Source organism: Microbacterium sp. NPDC089190, assembly GCF_040701795.1.
GTDB lineage: Bacteria > Actinomycetota > Actinomycetes > Actinomycetales > Microbacteriaceae > Microbacterium > Microbacterium galbum.
In genome coordinates, this window is the sequence record NZ_JBFBHF010000001.1 from 861,900 (window position 1) to 875,423 (window position 13,524).

A 13,524-nucleotide genomic window follows, 5' to 3' on the forward strand; every position below is an offset into this window, starting at 1 on the left:
GATCAAGCATACGTGGTAATACTCGCCCCGGCAACTCGCGGGGCGCGCGTCAGCCGTTCAGTCGACCGACGATGTCCTTCTGCGGATCGCCGGTGAGGTCGGACTGGTTCGACAGCACCGTCCCGTCCACGGCGATGGTCGGCGTGGCGATTCCGCTCTGCCCGGGCTGCACCGGGGTCTTCTGCGTCATCGCCGTGACGAACTTCGAGTAGGTCCCGTCGTCGATGCACGAGGTCACGGCATCCGACGCACCCGCCGACGTCGCGATCGACGCCAGTGCGGCGTTGTCGAGACCCGAGGTGTTCTCCGTCGGCTGCTGCGCGTACATCGCCTTCACGAAAGCCGGGATGTTGGAGGCGTCGTCGACCGCCACGCAGTACGCGGCATTCGCGGAACGCGTGGAGTACTGCGTCCCCTGCGATGCGCGGTCGAGGATCGAGATCGGGTGGATGTTGAGGGTGATCTCGTTGTCGGCGACGAGCTGGTCGAGTGTCGGGCCGTAGCTCTGCTCGAACTGGTTGCAGATCGGGCACATGAAGTCGACATACGTGTCGACCGTCTTCTCCCCCGTGCCGACGGAGATCGCGCCCGTCTCCGTGTTCACGGCCGACGACTGCGGAAGGGTTCCCGGCGAGGTCGCCTGACTGTTGGCGAACCAGACCACGCCGCCCACGACCAGCACGACCACCACGACCGCGGCCGTGATCCCGATCGCGAACCAGTTCGTGGACTTGCGGACAGCCGCCATCATCATCAGTCGATCTCCTTCGGCACCACACCGAACGGCGCCAGTTTCTCGGCACCGCCGTCGTGAGCGGTGAGGACCCAGATGCCCCCATCATGCACCGCGACGCTATGTTCCCAGTGGGAGCCGTCTGTGCCGTCGACGGTGGACACGGTCCACCCGTCGTCCTCGACCAGGGTCGCCTGGTCTCCGATGACGACCATGGGCTCGATCGCCACAGCCAGACCGGGGCGTACTTCCGGACCGCGGTCCTCGACCGCGTAGTTGAAGATGCTGGGCGGTTCGTGCATCTTGCGCCCGATCCCGTGGCCGACGTAATCGCGCAGGATGCCGTACCCGCCCTCGGGCGCGTGTTCCTCGATGTAGGACTGGATCGCGGCACCGACCTCGCCGAGGTGGGTCGCGCGGCTGAGAGCAGCGATGCCGGCCCACAGCGAACCCTCCGTGACCTCGGACAGACGGCGGCGGGGGGCGACGAGCGCGTCCGGCGCATCGCCCGGCACGATCACCGTGAAGGCCGAGTCACCGTTCCACCCCTGGAGCTCCGCACCGGCGTCGATCGACAGGATGTCGCCGGCCTGAAGAGGTCGTTCGTTCGGGATGCCGTGCACCACCTGCTCGTTGACCGATGCGCAGATGGTGTGGCGGTAGCCGCGCACCATCTGGAAGTTCGACTTCGCCCCCCGCGAGCCGATGAGACGCGCGGCCTCCGCGTCGAGCTGCAGGGTGGTCATACCGGGCTCGATGAGACGACGGACGGCATCCAGCGCGTCCGCCGTGATCAGCCCGGGCTCGATCATCGAGCGCAGCTGCGCCGGCTTCTTGTAGATCGAGGAGCGCAGTCCCACGTCAGCGAGCCGAGATGCCGCGCGCGTCGAGCGCCGCGAAGATACGAGCCGTGACCTCGTCGAGGCTGCCGACACCGTCGATCTCGTCGACGATGCCGCGCGTGCCGTAGACGTCGAGGATCGGGGCGGTCTCCCGCTCGTAGATCCCCAGTCGCGTCGCGATGGCTTCTTCGGTGTCGTCTGCTCGCCCCTGCTCCGCCGCGCGCGCGGTCAGGCGCGACAACGACTCCTCGCGGGGGACGACGAGCGCGATGACGGCGTCGAGCGCCTCGTCACGCCCTTCCAGGAACTCATCGAGGTGCAGCACCTGCGCGAGGTTGCGCGGGTACCCGTCGAGGAGGAATCCCTCGGCGGCATCCTGTTGCGCAAGGCGGTCGCGCACGACCGCGCTCGTGAGCTCATCGGGGACCAGATCACCGGCGTCGATGATCGACTTCACCTGGAGGCCGAGCTCGGTGCCGTCTTTGACGTTGGCGCGGAAGACGTCGCCGGTGGAGACGACGGGGATGCCCAGGGCTTCGCCGACGCGAACACCCTGCGTTCCTTTTCCGGATCCCTGCGGTCCGACGATCAGAAGACGCGCGGTCATCGCAGCAGCCCTTCGTAGTGACGCTGCTGGAGTTGCGCGTCGATCTGCTTCACCGTCTCGAGACCGACACCCACGATGATGAGGATCGAGGCCCCGCCGAACGGGAAGTTCTGGTTGGCACCGACCGTCGCGAGCGCCACCAGGGGCAGCAGCGCGATGAGGCCGAGGTAGATCGAGCCCGGGAGCGTGATGCGGGTCAGGACGTAGTCCAGGTACTCCGCCGTGGGGCGGCCCGCGCGGATGCCGGGGATGAATCCGCCGTACTTCTTCATGTTGTCGGCGACGTCGACCGGGTTGAACGTGATCGCGACGTAGAAGTAGGCGAATCCGATGATCAGGAGGAAGTAGATCAGCATGTAGAGCGGGTGGTCACCGCGCGTGAGGTACTGCGAGATCCACGTCACCCACGGCTGCGGCTCCTGGCCCGCCTGCGGCTGGTTGAACTGCGCGATGAGCGCGGGGATGTACAGCAGCGACGAGGCGAAGATCACGGGCACGACGCCGGCCATGTTCACCTTGATCGGGATGTAGGTGTTGGTACCGCCGTAGGTGCGGCGCCCGACCATGCGCTTGGCGTACTGCACCGGGATGCGCCGCTGCGACTGCTCGACGAACACGACGAGCGCCACGATGACGATGCTCACCGCCAGCACGAGGAGGAAGACCTCGACTCCGCGGGCGTTGAGGATGGAGATCATCGCACCGGGGAAGGTCGCGGCGATCGAGGTGAAGATGAGGATCGACATACCGTTGCCCACGCCACGCTCGGTGACGAGCTCGGCGAACCACATGACCAGGCCCGTACCGGCGGTCATCGTGATGATCATGAGCAGCTGCGCCCACCAGATGTCGTTGGTGAGCAGCTGCTGGCACTCGGGAACGCCGGCCGAACCGAAGAGCTGACCCGAGCGGGCGACGGTCACGAGCGTGGTCGACTGCAGCAGCGCGAGCGCGATCGTCAGGTAGCGGGTGTACTGGGTGAGCTTGGCCTGCCCTGCCTGGCCCTCTTTGTACAGCGTCTCGAAGTGCGGGATCACCACGCGCAGCAGCTGCACGATGATCGTCGCCGTGATGTACGGCATCACACCCAGCGCGAAGATCGACAGCTGGAGCAGCGCGCCACCCGAGAACAGGTTGACCAGCGAGAGCAGGCCCTCGGTGCCGCCCGACTGGTTCAGGCACTGCTGAACGTTGGGGAAGTCGACGAAGGGCGTCGGCACGTGGGCACCCAGCCGGTAGATGGCGATGATGCCCAGCGTGAAGGCGATCTTCCGCCTCAGGTCGGGCGTGCGGAAAACCCGCGCGATGGCGCTGAACAAGGGAGATTCCTCCAGAACGATCTCGGCGCGCGACGGGGCGCACACCAAATCAGACTAACCCAGAAGGGGCCGACGGCCGTAAGGCCGCCGGCCCCTGCGGGGTCGGGCGTCAGTTGACGGAGCCGCCTGCGGCGACGATCTTCTGCTCAGCGGAGCCGGAGACCTTGTCGACCGAAACGGTCAGCGCGACCGAGATGTCGCCGGTGCCGAGCACCTTGACCTTCTCGTTCTTGCGGACGGCGCCCTTGGCCACGAGGTCGGCGACGGTCACGTCGCCACCCTGCGGGTAGAGCTCGGCGAGCTTCTCCAGGTTCACGACCTGGTACTCGACGCGGAACGGGTTCTTGAAGCCGCGGAGCTTCGGGGTGCGCATGTGCAGCGGCATCTGCCCACCCTCGAAGCCGACCTTGACCTGGTAACGGGCCTTGGTTCCCTTGGTACCGCGACCGGCCGTCTTACCCTTGGAGCCCTCACCGCGACCGACACGGGTCTTCGCGGTGTGAGCGCCCGGGACGGGACGCAGGTGGTGGACCTTGAGCACGCCGGGGCGCGCCGCGGGGGCTTCCTTCTTGGCGGCCGTCTTACCGGCCGTCGCCTTCTTCGGGGCGTCGACCGTAGCGGTCTCGTCCTTCTTGGCAGCCATTAGTCGATCTCCTCAACCTTGACGAGGTGGGCGACGGTCTTGACGTAGCCGCGCGTCTGCGCGTCGTCGGGACGGACGACCGAGTCGCCGATCCGCTTGAGACCGAGCGAACGCAGCGTGTCACGCTGGTTCTGCTTCTCGCTCACCTTGGACTTGATCTGCGTGACCTTCAGACGCTCGGCCATCAGGCACCTACCTTCTGAGCGGCGGCCTCGGCGCGCACGAGGCGGGCCGGGGCGACCTGGTCGAACTCCAGGCCACGGCGAGCGGCCACGGCGCGGGGCTCCTCGAGCGCCTTCAGAGCCTCGACGGTCGCGTGCACGATGTTGATCGTGTTCGACGAGCCGAGCGACTTCGAGAGGACATCGTGGATGCCGGCGCACTCGAGGACGGCGCGGACGGGACCACCGGCGATAACACCGGTACCGGCGGCGGCGGGGCGCAGGAGCACCACACCGGCGGCGGCCTCACCCTGGACGGGGTGCGGGATGGTCGAGCCCGAGCGGGGGACGCGGAAGAAGTTGCGCTTGGCCTCTTCGACGCCCTTCGAGATCGCGAGGGGCACTTCGCGGGCCTTGCCGTAACCGACACCCACGACGCCGTTGCCGTCACCCACGACGACGAGCGCCGTGAAGCTGAAGCGACGGCCGCCCTTGACGACCTTCGACACGCGGTTGATGGTGACGACGCGCTCGAGGAACTGGCTCTCGTTGCGGTCGCGCGAACCACGGTCGCGCTGGTTGGTGTTGCGCTCGCGACCACCGCGACGGGGCTCGCGCTCGCGCTCGGCGGGGGCCTGAGCCGCAGCCGCACCCTCAGCCGGTGCAGTCTGCTCGGTCACTTCGGTCTCCTTGTTGTCACTCACAGGTTCAGCCCTCCTTCGCGAGCTCCGTCGGCGATCGCCGCGACGCGTCCCGCGTAGCGGTTGCCGCCACGGTCGAACACGACGTCGGAGACGCCCACGGCCTTGGCACGCTCGGCGACGAGCTCGCCGACCTTGCGGGCCTTGGCGGTCTTGTCACCGTCGAAACCGCGCAGGTCGGTCTCGAGGGTCGAGGCGGAGGCCACGGTGTGGCCCTTGCTGTCGTCCACGACCTGGACGAACACGTGGCGCGCCGAACGCGTCACGACGAGACGGGGGCGCAGCTCGGTGCCGACGACCTTCTTGCGAAGGCGCGCGTGACGACGAGCACGAGCGACAGACTTTGTCTTGACAGCCATGGTCACTTACCACTCTTTCCGGCCTTGCGACGCACGACCTCGCCCGCGTACCGCACACCCTTGCCCTTGTACGGCTCCGGCTTGCGGATCTTGCGGATGTTGGCGGCGGCCTCGCCGACGGCCTGCTTGTCGATGCCGCTCACGGTGACCTTGTTGTTGCCTTCGACCGTGAGGGTGATGCCCGCGGGCGGGTCGATCAGGACGGGGTGCGAGAAGCCGAGGGCGAACTCGATCGAGCTGCCCTTCTGCGCCACGCGGTAACCCGTGCCGACGACCTCGAGGCCCTTGGAGTAGCCCTGGGTGACACCGATGATGTTGTTGTTGATGAGGGTGCGGGTCAGGCCGTGGAGCGACCGCGACTCGCGCTCATCGTCGGGGCGGGTGACGAGAACCTGGTTCTCCTCGACCGACACCTCGAGGGGCTGGGCAACGGTGAGCGCGAGCTCGCCCTTGGGGCCCTTGACGTTGACCTCCCGGCCGTTCACCGAGACGGTGACTCCGGCGGGGATGTCGATGGGAAGACGTCCAATACGCGACATGTCAGATCACCACACGTAGGCGAGGACTTCCCCGCCGACGCCCTTCTGCTCGGCCTGACGGTCGGTGAGGAGACCGGAGGAGGTGGACAGGATGGCGACGCCGAGTCCGCCGAGGACCGTGGGGACCTCGGTCGACTTCGCGTACACGCGAAGACCGGGCTTGGAGACGCGCTTGATGCCGGCGATCGACCGCTCGCGGTTCGGACCGTACTTCAGCGTCATGTTGAGGGTCTGGCCGACCCGGGCGTCTTCGACGCTCCAGTCGGCGATGTAACCCTCCTGCTTGAGGATGGCGGCGATGTTCGTCTTCAGCTTCGAGCTCGGCATCGACACGGAGTCGTGGTGCGCCGAGTTCGCGTTGCGCAGACGGGTCAGCATGTCTGCGACCGGGTCTGTCATCGTCATGTGTTGCTTCTTTCTTTCATGAGGTTTCGGCTGCCGTTACGCGACAGCCGACCTTCGATGACGGGCCCCCGGAAACCCGGGGGCCCGAGGGGTCAGGCCTGCTGGTCGGCCGACTGGAAGGGGAACCCGAGCTGGCGGAGCAGCGAACGGCCTTCGTCGTCGGTCTTGGCGGTGGTGACGATGGTGATGTCGAAACCACGCACGCGGTCGATGCGGTCCTGATCGATCTCGTGGAACACGGACTGCTCCTGGAGACCGAAGGTGTAGTTGCCGTTGCCGTCGAACTGCTTGGCCGACAGACCGCGGAAATCGCGGATGCGGGGCAGGGCGAGGTTGACGAGACGGTCGATGAACTCCCACGCACGGTCGCCGCGGAGGGTGACGTGCGCACCGATGGCCTGGCCCTCGCGCAGCTTGAACTGCGCGATGGACTTGCGGGCCTTGGTGACGACGGGCTTCTGACCGGTGATCTTGGTGAGGTCGTCGACCGCACCATCGATCACCTTGCTGTCGCGAGCAGCCTCGCCGACACCGGTGTTCACGACGACCTTGACCAGGCCGGGGATCTGCATGACGTTCTCGTAGCCGAACTCGTCCTGCAGCGCCTTCTTGATCTCGGCGTTGTACTTCTGCTTCAGGCGGGGCTGGATCTTGCCAGCCACCGCGGCAGTGTCGGTGCTCATATTCAGAGGTCCTTGCCGCTCTTCTTCGCGTAGCGCACACGGACGGTGCGCTTGACGCCGTCCTTCACCTGCTCCTCGACACGGTGACCGACACGGGTCGGCTTCTTGGTCGAGGGGTCGACGAGCGCGACGTTGGAGATGTGGATCGGGGCCTCGAACGTCTCGATGCCACCGGTCTTGGTGCCGCGCTGGGACTGACCCACGCGGTTGTGCTTGGTGACGTAATTCACGCCCTCGACGATGACGCGGTTCTGCTCGGACAGGACCTCGAGGACCTTGCCCTGCTTGCCGCGGTCGCCGCCGCGCTCGGGCTTGGCGCCCGAGATGACCTGAACCAGGTCGCCCTTCTTGATTTTCGCCATGATCAGATGACCTCCGGGGCGAGCGAGACGATCTTCATGAACTTCTTGTCGCGAAGCTCACGACCGACCGGTCCGAAGATACGGGTGCCGCGGGGCTCCCCGTCGTTCTTCAGGATCACGGCGGCGTTCTCGTCGAACTTGATGTACGAGCCGTCGGGACGGCGGGTCTGCTTCACGACACGGACGACGACGGCCTTGACCACGTCGCCCTTCTTGACGTTTCCACCCGGGATCGCGTCCTTGACCGTGGCGACGATGACGTCACCGAGGCCGGCGTAGCGGCGGTTGGAGCCGCCGAGCACGCGGATGGTGAGCAGCTCCTTGGCGCCGGTGTTGTCGGCGACCTTCAGCCGGGATTCGTTCTGAATCACTTTTTACTCCTTGGGTTCCAAGCAAGCCGCGAGGCTTACTTGGCCTTCTCGAGGATCTCGACCAGGCGCCAGCGCTTGGTGGCGCTGAGCGGACGGGTCTCGTTGATGACGACCAGGTCGCCGATGCCCGCCGAGTTGGTCTCGTCGTGCGCCTTGACCTTGGAGGTGCGGCGGATGACCTTGCCGTAGAGCGGGTGCTTCACGCGGTCCTCGACCTCGACGACGATCGTCTTGTCCATCTTGTCGCTGACGACGTAGCCACGACGCGCCTTGCGGTAACCGCGGGCGTTCTCGTCGCGAACATCGTTCTCGGCGTGCTCGTGACCGGCGACCTGCGCCTCGGCCTTCTTCGCGGTAGCCATTACTCCGCCTCTTCCTTCGCGGCGTCGTCAGCGGCATCCGCCTTCTTCGCCTTGCTCTTCTTCGCCTTCGCCGGAGCCTCGACCGGAGCCGGGGTGGCGCGGATGCCGAGCTCGCGCTCACGGATCACGGTGTACAGACGCGCGATGTCGCGCTTGACTGCACGGATGCGACCGTGGCTCTCGAGCTGGCCGGTGGCCGACTGGAAGCGCAGGTTGAACAGCTCTTCCTTGGCCTTGCGCAGCTCCTCGACGAGGCGCTGGTCTTCGAACGTGTCGAGCTCGCTCGGAGCGAGCTGCTTGGTGCCGATCGCCATTACGCGTCGCCCTCCTCGCGCTTGATGATGCGTGCCTTCAGCGGCAGCTTGTGGATGGCACGGGTGAGTGCTTCACGAGCGAGTTCCTCGTTGACACCCGCGACCTCGAAGAGGACGCGACCCGGCTTGACGTTGGCGACCCACCATTCGGGGGAACCCTTACCGGAACCCATGCGGGTTTCGGCCGGCTTCTTGGTCAGCGGACGGTCGGGGTAGATGTTGATCCACACCTTTCCACCACGCTTGATGTGACGCGTCATGGCGATACGAGCGGACTCGATCTGACGGTTCGTCACGTACGCGGGGGTCAGCGCCTGGATGCCGAACTCACCGAACGACACCGTGGTGCCACCGGTGGCCTGACCCGAGCGACCGGGGTGGTGCTGCTTGCGGTACTTGACCTTGCGGGGGATGAGCATTACGCCGACGCTCCTTCTGCCACGGGGGCCTCGTTGCGCGGGCCACGACGACGGTCGCCACCGCGGTCGTCACGACCGCGCGACTTGGGCGCGTTGGCCTGCTCGCGGGCGAGCTCCTTGTTGGTGAGGTCGCCCTTGTAGATCCAGACCTTCACGCCGATGCGGCCGAAGGTCGTCTTGGCCTCGTAGAAGCCGTAGTCGATGTTCGCGCGCAGGGTGTGCAGGGGCACACGGCCTTCGCGGTAGAACTCGGAGCGGCTCATCTCGGCGCCGCCGAGGCGGCCCGACACCTGGATGCGGACACCCTTGGCGCCGGCGCGCTGAGCGCCCTGCAGACCCTTGCGCATCGCGCGACGGAACGCCACACGAGCAGACAGCTGCTCGGCGACACCCTGCGCGACGAGCTGAGCGTCGGCCTCGGGGTTCTTGACCTCGAGGATGTTCAGCTGGATCTGCTTGCCGGTGAGCTTCTCGAGGTCGGCGCGGATGCGCTCGGCCTCGGCGCCGCGGCGACCGATCACGATGCCCGGACGGGCGGTGTGGATGTCGACGCGGACGCGGTCACGCGTGCGCTCGATCTCGATGTTGCTGACACCGGCGCGGTCGAGCGACGTGGTCAGCAGGCGACGGATCTTGATGTCCTCGGCGAGGTAGTCGGCGTAACGCTGACCGGGCTTCGTCGAGTCCGAGAACCACCGCGACACGTGGTCGGTGGTGATGCCGAGGCGGAAGCCGTACGGGTTGACCTTCTGTCCCATTACTTGCTCGCCTTCTTGTTGGCGCGAGCCGGGGCTGCCTCAGCGGCCTCGGGCGTCGCGAGCACGACCGTGATGTGGCTCGTGCGCTTCTTGATCTGGAAGGCGCGACCCTGAGCGCGGGGCTGGAAACGCTTGAGCGTCGTGCCCTCGTCGACGTACGCGTTCTTCACGTACAGGTCGGCGTCATCCAGGTATTCGTTCGTCTTGTCGGCGGTGACGCGAGCGTTCGCGATCGCCGAGGCGACGAGCTTGTAGATCGGCTCGCTCGCGCCCTGCGGCGCGAACTTCAGGATCGCGAGGGCCTCTTCGGCCTGCTTGCCCTTGATGAGCGCGACGACACGACGAGCCTTCTGAGGGGTCACGCGGATGTGTCGCACACGTGCGATGGACTCCACCATTTCTCTCTCCTCCTCGGTCGCCTTAGCGGCGACGGCCCTTCTTGTCGTCCTTCACGTGGCCGCGGAAGGTGCGGGTGGGCGAGAACTCGCCCAGCTTGTGGCCGACCATGGTCTCGGTCACGAACACGGGGATGTGCTTGCGACCGTCGTGCACGGCGATGGTGTGTCCCAGCATGGCGGGGATGATCATCGAACGGCGCGACCAGGTCTTGATGACGTTCTTGGAACCGGCTTCGTTCTGCGAGACGACCTTGCGAAGCAGGTGCTCGTCGACGAAGGGGCCCTTCTTAAGGCTGCGAGGCATCTTCCTCTACTCCTACTTGCGCTTCTTGCCGGCGGTGCGACGGCGGACGATCAGCTTGTCGCTTTCCTTGTTCGCGTGGCGGGTGCGGCCCTCGGCCTTACCCCACGGCGAAACAGGGTGACGACCACCGGAGGTCTTACCCTCACCACCACCGTGCGGGTGGTCGACCGGGTTCATGGCGACACCACGCACGGTCGGGCGGACGCCCTTCCAGCGCATGCGGCCGGCCTTGCCCCAGTTGATGTTCGACTGCTCGGCGTTGCCGACCTCGCCGATCGTGGCGCGGCAGCGCACGTCGACGTTGCGGATCTCGCCGGAGGGCAGACGCAGCTGCGCGTAGGGGCCGTCCTTCGCGACCAGACGCACCGAGGCGCCGGCCGAACGGGCCATCTTCGCTCCGCCGCCGGGACGCAGTTCGATCGCGTGGATCACGGTACCGGTGGGGATGTTGCGCAGCGGCAGGTTGTTGCCGGGCTTGATGTCAGCGCCGGCACCCGACTCCACGACGTCGCCCTGCGACAGCTTCGCGGGGGCGAGGATGTAGCGCTTCTCGCCGTCCGCGTAGTGCAGCAGCGCGATGCGCGCGGTGCGGTTGGGGTCGTACTCGATGTGAGCGACCTTGGCGTCGATGCCGTCCTTGTCGTTACGACGGAAGTCGATCAGACGGTACTGACGCTTGTGGCCACCACCGATGTGACGCGTGGTGATGCGGCCCTGGTTGTTGCGGCCACCGGTCTTCGACAGCGGGCGCAGCAGCGACTTCTCAGGCGTCGATCGGGTGATCTCGGCGAAGTCGGCCACCGACGAGCCGCGGCGACCGGGGGTCGTGGGCTTGTACTTGCGAATAGCCATTGTTCTTGTCCTCTATCCCGACCGTCAGCCGACAGACGTGAAGATGTCGATGGTGCCGGACTTCAGCGTGACGATGGCACGCTTGGTGTCCTTGCGCTTGCCGATGCCGAAGCGGGTCCGACGGGCCTTGCCCTGACGGTTCAGCGTGTTCACCGAAGCGACCTTGACGCCGAAGATCTTCTCGATCGCGAGCTTGATCTCGGTCTTCGACGAGCGGGGGTCCACCAGGAAGGTGTACTTGCCCTCGTCGATGAGCGAGTAGCTCTTCTCGGAGACGACCGGCTTCAGGATGATGTCGCGCGGGTCCTTATTGACGGTGGTCATGCCGAGACCTCCTCGGTGGCAGCGCTCTTCGACGCGACGAACGCGTCGTAGGCGGCCTTGGTGAAGACGATGTCGTCGGAGACGAGCACGTCGTACGTGTTGAGCTGGCCGACGGTCAGCACGTGGACGTACGCGAGGTTGCGCACGCTCTTGATCGTCAGCTCGTCGTCGCGGTCGATGACCACCAGGACGTTCTTGACGGCACCGAAGGCCTTCAGCGCGGCAGCGGCGGCCTTGGTCGAGGGCGCACCCTCGATGGCGAAGCTGTCGACGATGTGGAGGCGCTGCCCACGAGCACGGTCGCTGAGCGCACCCAGGAGGGCGGCGGCGATCATCTTCTTGGGGGTGCGCTGGCTGTAGTCGCGGGGCTTGGGCCCGTGGACGATGCCACCACCGGTCATGTGCGGCGCGCGGATCGAGCCCTGACGGGCGTTACCCGTGCCCTTCTGCTTGAAGGGCTTGCGGCCGGCACCCGAGACCTCGCCACGACGCTTGGTCGAGTGCGTGCCCTGGCGAGCCGCGGCGCGCTGCGCCACGACGACCTGGTGGATGAGGGGGATGTTCGTCTTGACGTCGAAGAGCGCGGCGGGCAGCTCGACAGAGCCGGCCTTGTTGCCGTCGGCCTTCACGACGTCGAGCGCGAGAGTCGAGTCAGCCATGATCAGGCACCCTTCACTGCGTTGCGGACGTAGACGATGCGGCCACGAGCACCGGGGACGGCGCCCTTGACGAGCATCAGGCCCTTCTCGGCGTCGACGGCGTGCACCGTGAGGTTGAGGACGGTCACGCGCTCGCCACCCATACGGCCGGCCATGCGCATGCCCTTGAAGACGCGGCTCGGGGTCGACGAGGCGCCGATCGAACCGGGCTTGCGGTGGTTGCGGTGCGCACCGTGCGATGCGGAGACACCCTTGAAGTTGTGACGCTTCATGACACCGGCGGTGCCCTTGCCCTTGCTGGTGCCGACGACGTCGACCAGCTGGCCGGCCTCGAAGAGACCGTCGACGGTGAGCTCCTGGCCCAGCGAGTAGTCGGCGGCATCCGCGGTGCGCACCTCGGTGAGGTGGCGGCGCGGGGTGACACCGGCGGCGTCGAAGTGAGCCGTGAGGGGCTTGTTCACCTTGCGGGGGTCGATCTGGCCGTAGCCGATCTGAACGGCGTTGTAGCCGTCCTTCTCGAGCGAGCGCAGCTGGGTCACGACGTTCGGGGCGACCTCGATGACGGTGACGGGAACGAGCTTGCCGTTCTCGTCCCACACCTGGGTCATACCGAGCTTGGTGCCGAGGAGGCCCTTGGAGATCTTGGAGTTGATGTCAGCCATGTCGGACCTCAGAGCTTGATCTCGATGTTGACATCGGCCGGGAGGTCGAGGCGCATCAGCGAGTCGACGGCCTTGGGCGTCGGGTCGATGATGTCGATGAGGCGCTTGTGGGTGCGCATCTCGAAGTGCTCGCGGCTGTCCTTGTACTTGTGGGGCGACCGGATGACGCACACGACGTTCTTCTCGGTCGGAAGGGGAACCGGGCCCACCACGGTGGCGCCGGCACGGGTCACGGTGTCGACGATCTTGCGCGCCGACGAGTCGAGCCCGGCGTGGTCGTACGACTTCAGGCGAATGCGGATCTTCTGTCCCGCCATTGTCTGCTCTCTCTCTTTCAGCGTCTTACCCGACCTGGGGCATTGGACGCACGGTGGTGCTGACGCACCCTGGCACTTCCCCTCGCTCACGCGAGAGATGCTGCACCGCTGTTCAGCTGTCAAACCGGATGCCACGTCGTGGCCTCCGGCCCGCCCCGCGCACGCACGCGTGCGAATCCCGTGAAGGATGAGGGGTTCGGTGTGGTGTTCTGCTGCCCGCGGCCCAGGACCCTGCGCTTCCGCGCCGCCTGTGCACTGCCGAGACAGTGATCCTGGCGCGCGCCGAGCGCACGCCGGAATGTGGAACTGGACTAGTCTACGGACCCCCGGCACGTGTCGCAAACCCGGGCGTGTCGCGTGCGGCGGATGCTCAGGATCACCCTTCGAACCCATCCCGAACCGGCGGAGCTGCGCCATAGGATGGTCGCGC

General features: G+C 66.5%; 24 protein-coding genes. All 24 read right to left on the reverse strand.

Annotated elements, in window-relative coordinates; all coding sequences use genetic code 11:
* Nucleotides 1-49 precede the first annotated feature (49 nt).
* A complete protein-coding gene (locus AB0230_RS04275) occupies nucleotides 50-754 on the reverse strand; it encodes a thioredoxin domain-containing protein (protein WP_363577943.1) in 705 nt (234 codons plus the stop codon).
* Entirely contained in the window at nucleotides 754-1,593 is an 840-nt protein-coding gene (gene map / locus AB0230_RS04280; RefSeq protein WP_366374154.1) for a type I methionyl aminopeptidase, read from the reverse strand. The genes AB0230_RS04275 and map overlap by 1 nt, the downstream gene beginning before the upstream one ends.
* A gap of 1 nt (nucleotide 1,594) precedes the next feature.
* The gene (locus tag AB0230_RS04285; RefSeq protein WP_363387050.1) at nucleotides 1,595-2,182 is read right to left on the reverse strand and encodes an adenylate kinase; all 588 of its coding nucleotides are present in this window, start codon (nucleotides 2,180-2,182) and stop codon (nucleotides 1,595-1,597) included.
* Nucleotides 2,179-3,501 carry a preprotein translocase subunit SecY gene (gene secY, locus AB0230_RS04290; RefSeq protein ID WP_315993612.1) on the reverse strand — a complete coding sequence of 441 codons (1,323 nt, stop codon included), beginning with the start codon at nucleotides 3,499-3,501 and terminating at the stop codon, nucleotides 2,179-2,181. The genes AB0230_RS04285 and secY overlap by 4 nt, the downstream gene beginning before the upstream one ends.
* A gap of 109 nt (nucleotides 3,502-3,610) precedes the next feature.
* Nucleotides 3,611-4,144: a 50S ribosomal protein L15 gene (gene rplO, locus AB0230_RS04295; protein WP_264629984.1), complete on the reverse strand. Its 534-nt coding sequence runs from the start codon at nucleotides 4,142-4,144 to the stop codon at nucleotides 3,611-3,613.
* Nucleotides 4,144-4,329, reverse strand: a complete 186-nt coding sequence (gene rpmD / locus AB0230_RS04300; protein WP_013583998.1) for a 50S ribosomal protein L30 — start codon at nucleotides 4,327-4,329, stop codon at nucleotides 4,144-4,146. The genes rplO and rpmD overlap by 1 nt, the downstream gene beginning before the upstream one ends.
* A complete protein-coding gene (gene rpsE, locus AB0230_RS04305; RefSeq protein ID WP_235561317.1) occupies nucleotides 4,329-4,985 on the reverse strand; it encodes a 30S ribosomal protein S5 in 657 nt (218 codons plus the stop codon). The genes rpmD and rpsE overlap by 1 nt, the downstream gene beginning before the upstream one ends.
* 20 nt (nucleotides 4,986-5,005) lie before the next feature.
* Complete coding sequence (rplR, locus tag AB0230_RS04310; RefSeq protein WP_043361012.1) at nucleotides 5,006-5,365, reverse strand: 50S ribosomal protein L18; 360 nt, start codon at nucleotides 5,363-5,365, stop codon at nucleotides 5,006-5,008.
* Nucleotides 5,366-5,367: 2 nt separating this feature from the next.
* Nucleotides 5,368-5,904, reverse strand: coding sequence for a 50S ribosomal protein L6 (gene rplF / locus AB0230_RS04315; RefSeq protein WP_136585941.1), 537 nt, complete (start codon nucleotides 5,902-5,904; stop codon nucleotides 5,368-5,370).
* Nucleotides 5,905-5,910: 6 nt separating this feature from the next.
* Nucleotides 5,911-6,309 (reverse strand): 30S ribosomal protein S8, encoded by a 399-nt coding sequence (rpsH, locus tag AB0230_RS04320; RefSeq protein WP_013584002.1) that lies wholly within the window; start codon nucleotides 6,307-6,309, stop codon nucleotides 5,911-5,913.
* Between the two features lie 92 nt (nucleotides 6,310-6,401).
* Entirely contained in the window at nucleotides 6,402-6,992 is a 591-nt protein-coding gene (gene rplE / locus AB0230_RS04325) for a 50S ribosomal protein L5 (RefSeq protein ID WP_315993613.1), read from the reverse strand.
* A 2-nt stretch (nucleotides 6,993-6,994) separates the two neighbouring features.
* Nucleotides 6,995-7,354, reverse strand: a complete 360-nt coding sequence (gene rplX, locus AB0230_RS04330; RefSeq protein ID WP_076673708.1) for a 50S ribosomal protein L24 — start codon at nucleotides 7,352-7,354, stop codon at nucleotides 6,995-6,997.
* A gap of 2 nt (nucleotides 7,355-7,356) precedes the next feature.
* Complete coding sequence (gene rplN, locus AB0230_RS04335) at nucleotides 7,357-7,725, reverse strand: 50S ribosomal protein L14 (protein WP_013584005.1); 369 nt, start codon at nucleotides 7,723-7,725, stop codon at nucleotides 7,357-7,359.
* Between the two features lie 35 nt (nucleotides 7,726-7,760).
* Nucleotides 7,761-8,087, reverse strand: a complete 327-nt coding sequence (gene rpsQ, locus AB0230_RS04340) for a 30S ribosomal protein S17 (RefSeq protein ID WP_076673706.1) — start codon at nucleotides 8,085-8,087, stop codon at nucleotides 7,761-7,763.
* Nucleotides 8,087-8,401: a 50S ribosomal protein L29 gene (gene rpmC, locus AB0230_RS04345; RefSeq protein ID WP_058623969.1), complete on the reverse strand. Its 315-nt coding sequence runs from the start codon at nucleotides 8,399-8,401 to the stop codon at nucleotides 8,087-8,089. Before rpmC ends, rpsQ begins: the two co-directional genes overlap by 1 nt.
* A complete protein-coding gene (gene rplP, locus AB0230_RS04350) occupies nucleotides 8,401-8,820 on the reverse strand; it encodes a 50S ribosomal protein L16 (protein ID WP_013584008.1) in 420 nt (139 codons plus the stop codon). The genes rpmC and rplP overlap by 1 nt, the downstream gene beginning before the upstream one ends.
* Nucleotides 8,820-9,578, reverse strand: a complete 759-nt coding sequence (gene rpsC, locus AB0230_RS04355; protein WP_058230882.1) for a 30S ribosomal protein S3 — start codon at nucleotides 9,576-9,578, stop codon at nucleotides 8,820-8,822. The genes rplP and rpsC overlap by 1 nt, the downstream gene beginning before the upstream one ends.
* Nucleotides 9,578-9,976 (reverse strand): 50S ribosomal protein L22, encoded by a 399-nt coding sequence (gene rplV / locus AB0230_RS04360; RefSeq protein ID WP_136585944.1) that lies wholly within the window; start codon nucleotides 9,974-9,976, stop codon nucleotides 9,578-9,580. Before rplV ends, rpsC begins: the two co-directional genes overlap by 1 nt.
* Nucleotides 9,977-9,998: 22 nt before the next feature.
* Nucleotides 9,999-10,280, reverse strand: a complete 282-nt coding sequence (rpsS, locus tag AB0230_RS04365; RefSeq protein ID WP_013584011.1) for a 30S ribosomal protein S19 — start codon at nucleotides 10,278-10,280, stop codon at nucleotides 9,999-10,001.
* 12 nt (nucleotides 10,281-10,292) lie between these two features.
* Nucleotides 10,293-11,132 carry a 50S ribosomal protein L2 gene (gene rplB, locus AB0230_RS04370; protein WP_013584012.1) on the reverse strand — a complete coding sequence of 280 codons (840 nt, stop codon included), beginning with the start codon at nucleotides 11,130-11,132 and terminating at the stop codon, nucleotides 10,293-10,295.
* A gap of 24 nt (nucleotides 11,133-11,156) precedes the next feature.
* Nucleotides 11,157-11,456, reverse strand: a complete 300-nt coding sequence (gene rplW / locus AB0230_RS04375; protein ID WP_013584013.1) for a 50S ribosomal protein L23 — start codon at nucleotides 11,454-11,456, stop codon at nucleotides 11,157-11,159.
* Entirely contained in the window at nucleotides 11,453-12,115 is a 663-nt protein-coding gene (gene rplD, locus AB0230_RS04380) for a 50S ribosomal protein L4 (RefSeq protein ID WP_076673700.1), read from the reverse strand. Before rplD ends, rplW begins: the two co-directional genes overlap by 4 nt.
* Nucleotides 12,116-12,117: 2 nt before the next feature.
* Nucleotides 12,118-12,777, reverse strand: coding sequence for a 50S ribosomal protein L3 (gene rplC, locus AB0230_RS04385; protein WP_076673698.1), 660 nt, complete (start codon nucleotides 12,775-12,777; stop codon nucleotides 12,118-12,120).
* 8 nt (nucleotides 12,778-12,785) lie between these two features.
* Nucleotides 12,786-13,094: a 30S ribosomal protein S10 gene (gene rpsJ, locus AB0230_RS04390; protein ID WP_013584016.1), complete on the reverse strand. Its 309-nt coding sequence runs from the start codon at nucleotides 13,092-13,094 to the stop codon at nucleotides 12,786-12,788.
* Nucleotides 13,095-13,524 lie beyond the last annotated feature (430 nt).

Coding starts and splice junctions, on each gene's coding strand:
- AB0230_RS04275 (WP_363577943.1), bottom strand. CDS start 754: ATGATGATGGCGGCTGTCCGCAAGTCCACGAACTGGTTCGCGATCGGG.
- AB0230_RS04285 (WP_363387050.1), bottom strand. CDS start 2,182: ATGACCGCGCGTCTTCTGATCGTCGGACCGCAGGGATCCGGAAAAGGA.
- rplO (WP_264629984.1), bottom strand. CDS start 4,144: ATGGCTGCCAAGAAGGACGAGACCGCTACGGTCGACGCCCCGAAGAAG.
- rpmD (WP_013583998.1), bottom strand. CDS start 4,329: ATGGCCGAGCGTCTGAAGGTCACGCAGATCAAGTCCAAGGTGAGCGAG.
- rplR (WP_043361012.1), bottom strand. CDS start 5,365: ATGGCTGTCAAGACAAAGTCTGTCGCTCGTGCTCGTCGTCACGCGCGC.
- rplF (WP_136585941.1), bottom strand. CDS start 5,904: ATGTCGCGTATTGGACGTCTTCCCATCGACATCCCCGCCGGAGTCACC.
- rpsH (WP_013584002.1), bottom strand. CDS start 6,309: ATGACGATGACAGACCCGGTCGCAGACATGCTGACCCGTCTGCGCAAC.
- rplE (WP_315993613.1), bottom strand. CDS start 6,992: ATGAGCACCGACACTGCCGCGGTGGCTGGCAAGATCCAGCCCCGCCTG.
- rplX (WP_076673708.1), bottom strand. CDS start 7,354: ATGGCGAAAATCAAGAAGGGCGACCTGGTTCAGGTCATCTCGGGCGCC.
- rpsQ (WP_076673706.1), bottom strand. CDS start 8,087: ATGGCTACCGCGAAGAAGGCCGAGGCGCAGGTCGCCGGTCACGAGCAC.
- rpmC (WP_058623969.1), bottom strand. CDS start 8,401: ATGGCGATCGGCACCAAGCAGCTCGCTCCGAGCGAGCTCGACACGTTC.
- rplP (WP_013584008.1), bottom strand. CDS start 8,820: ATGCTCATCCCCCGCAAGGTCAAGTACCGCAAGCAGCACCACCCCGGT.
- rpsC (WP_058230882.1), bottom strand. CDS start 9,578: ATGGGACAGAAGGTCAACCCGTACGGCTTCCGCCTCGGCATCACCACC.
- rplV (WP_136585944.1), bottom strand. CDS start 9,976: ATGGTGGAGTCCATCGCACGTGTGCGACACATCCGCGTGACCCCTCAG.
- rpsS (WP_013584011.1), bottom strand. CDS start 10,280: ATGCCTCGCAGCCTTAAGAAGGGCCCCTTCGTCGACGAGCACCTGCTT.
- rplB (WP_013584012.1), bottom strand. CDS start 11,132: ATGGCTATTCGCAAGTACAAGCCCACGACCCCCGGTCGCCGCGGCTCG.
- rplW (WP_013584013.1), bottom strand. CDS start 11,456: ATGACCACCGTCAATAAGGACCCGCGCGACATCATCCTGAAGCCGGTC.
- rplD (WP_076673700.1), bottom strand. CDS start 12,115: ATGGCTGACTCGACTCTCGCGCTCGACGTCGTGAAGGCCGACGGCAAC.
- rplC (WP_076673698.1), bottom strand. CDS start 12,777: ATGGCTGACATCAACTCCAAGATCTCCAAGGGCCTCCTCGGCACCAAG.
- rpsJ (WP_013584016.1), bottom strand. CDS start 13,094: ATGGCGGGACAGAAGATCCGCATTCGCCTGAAGTCGTACGACCACGCC.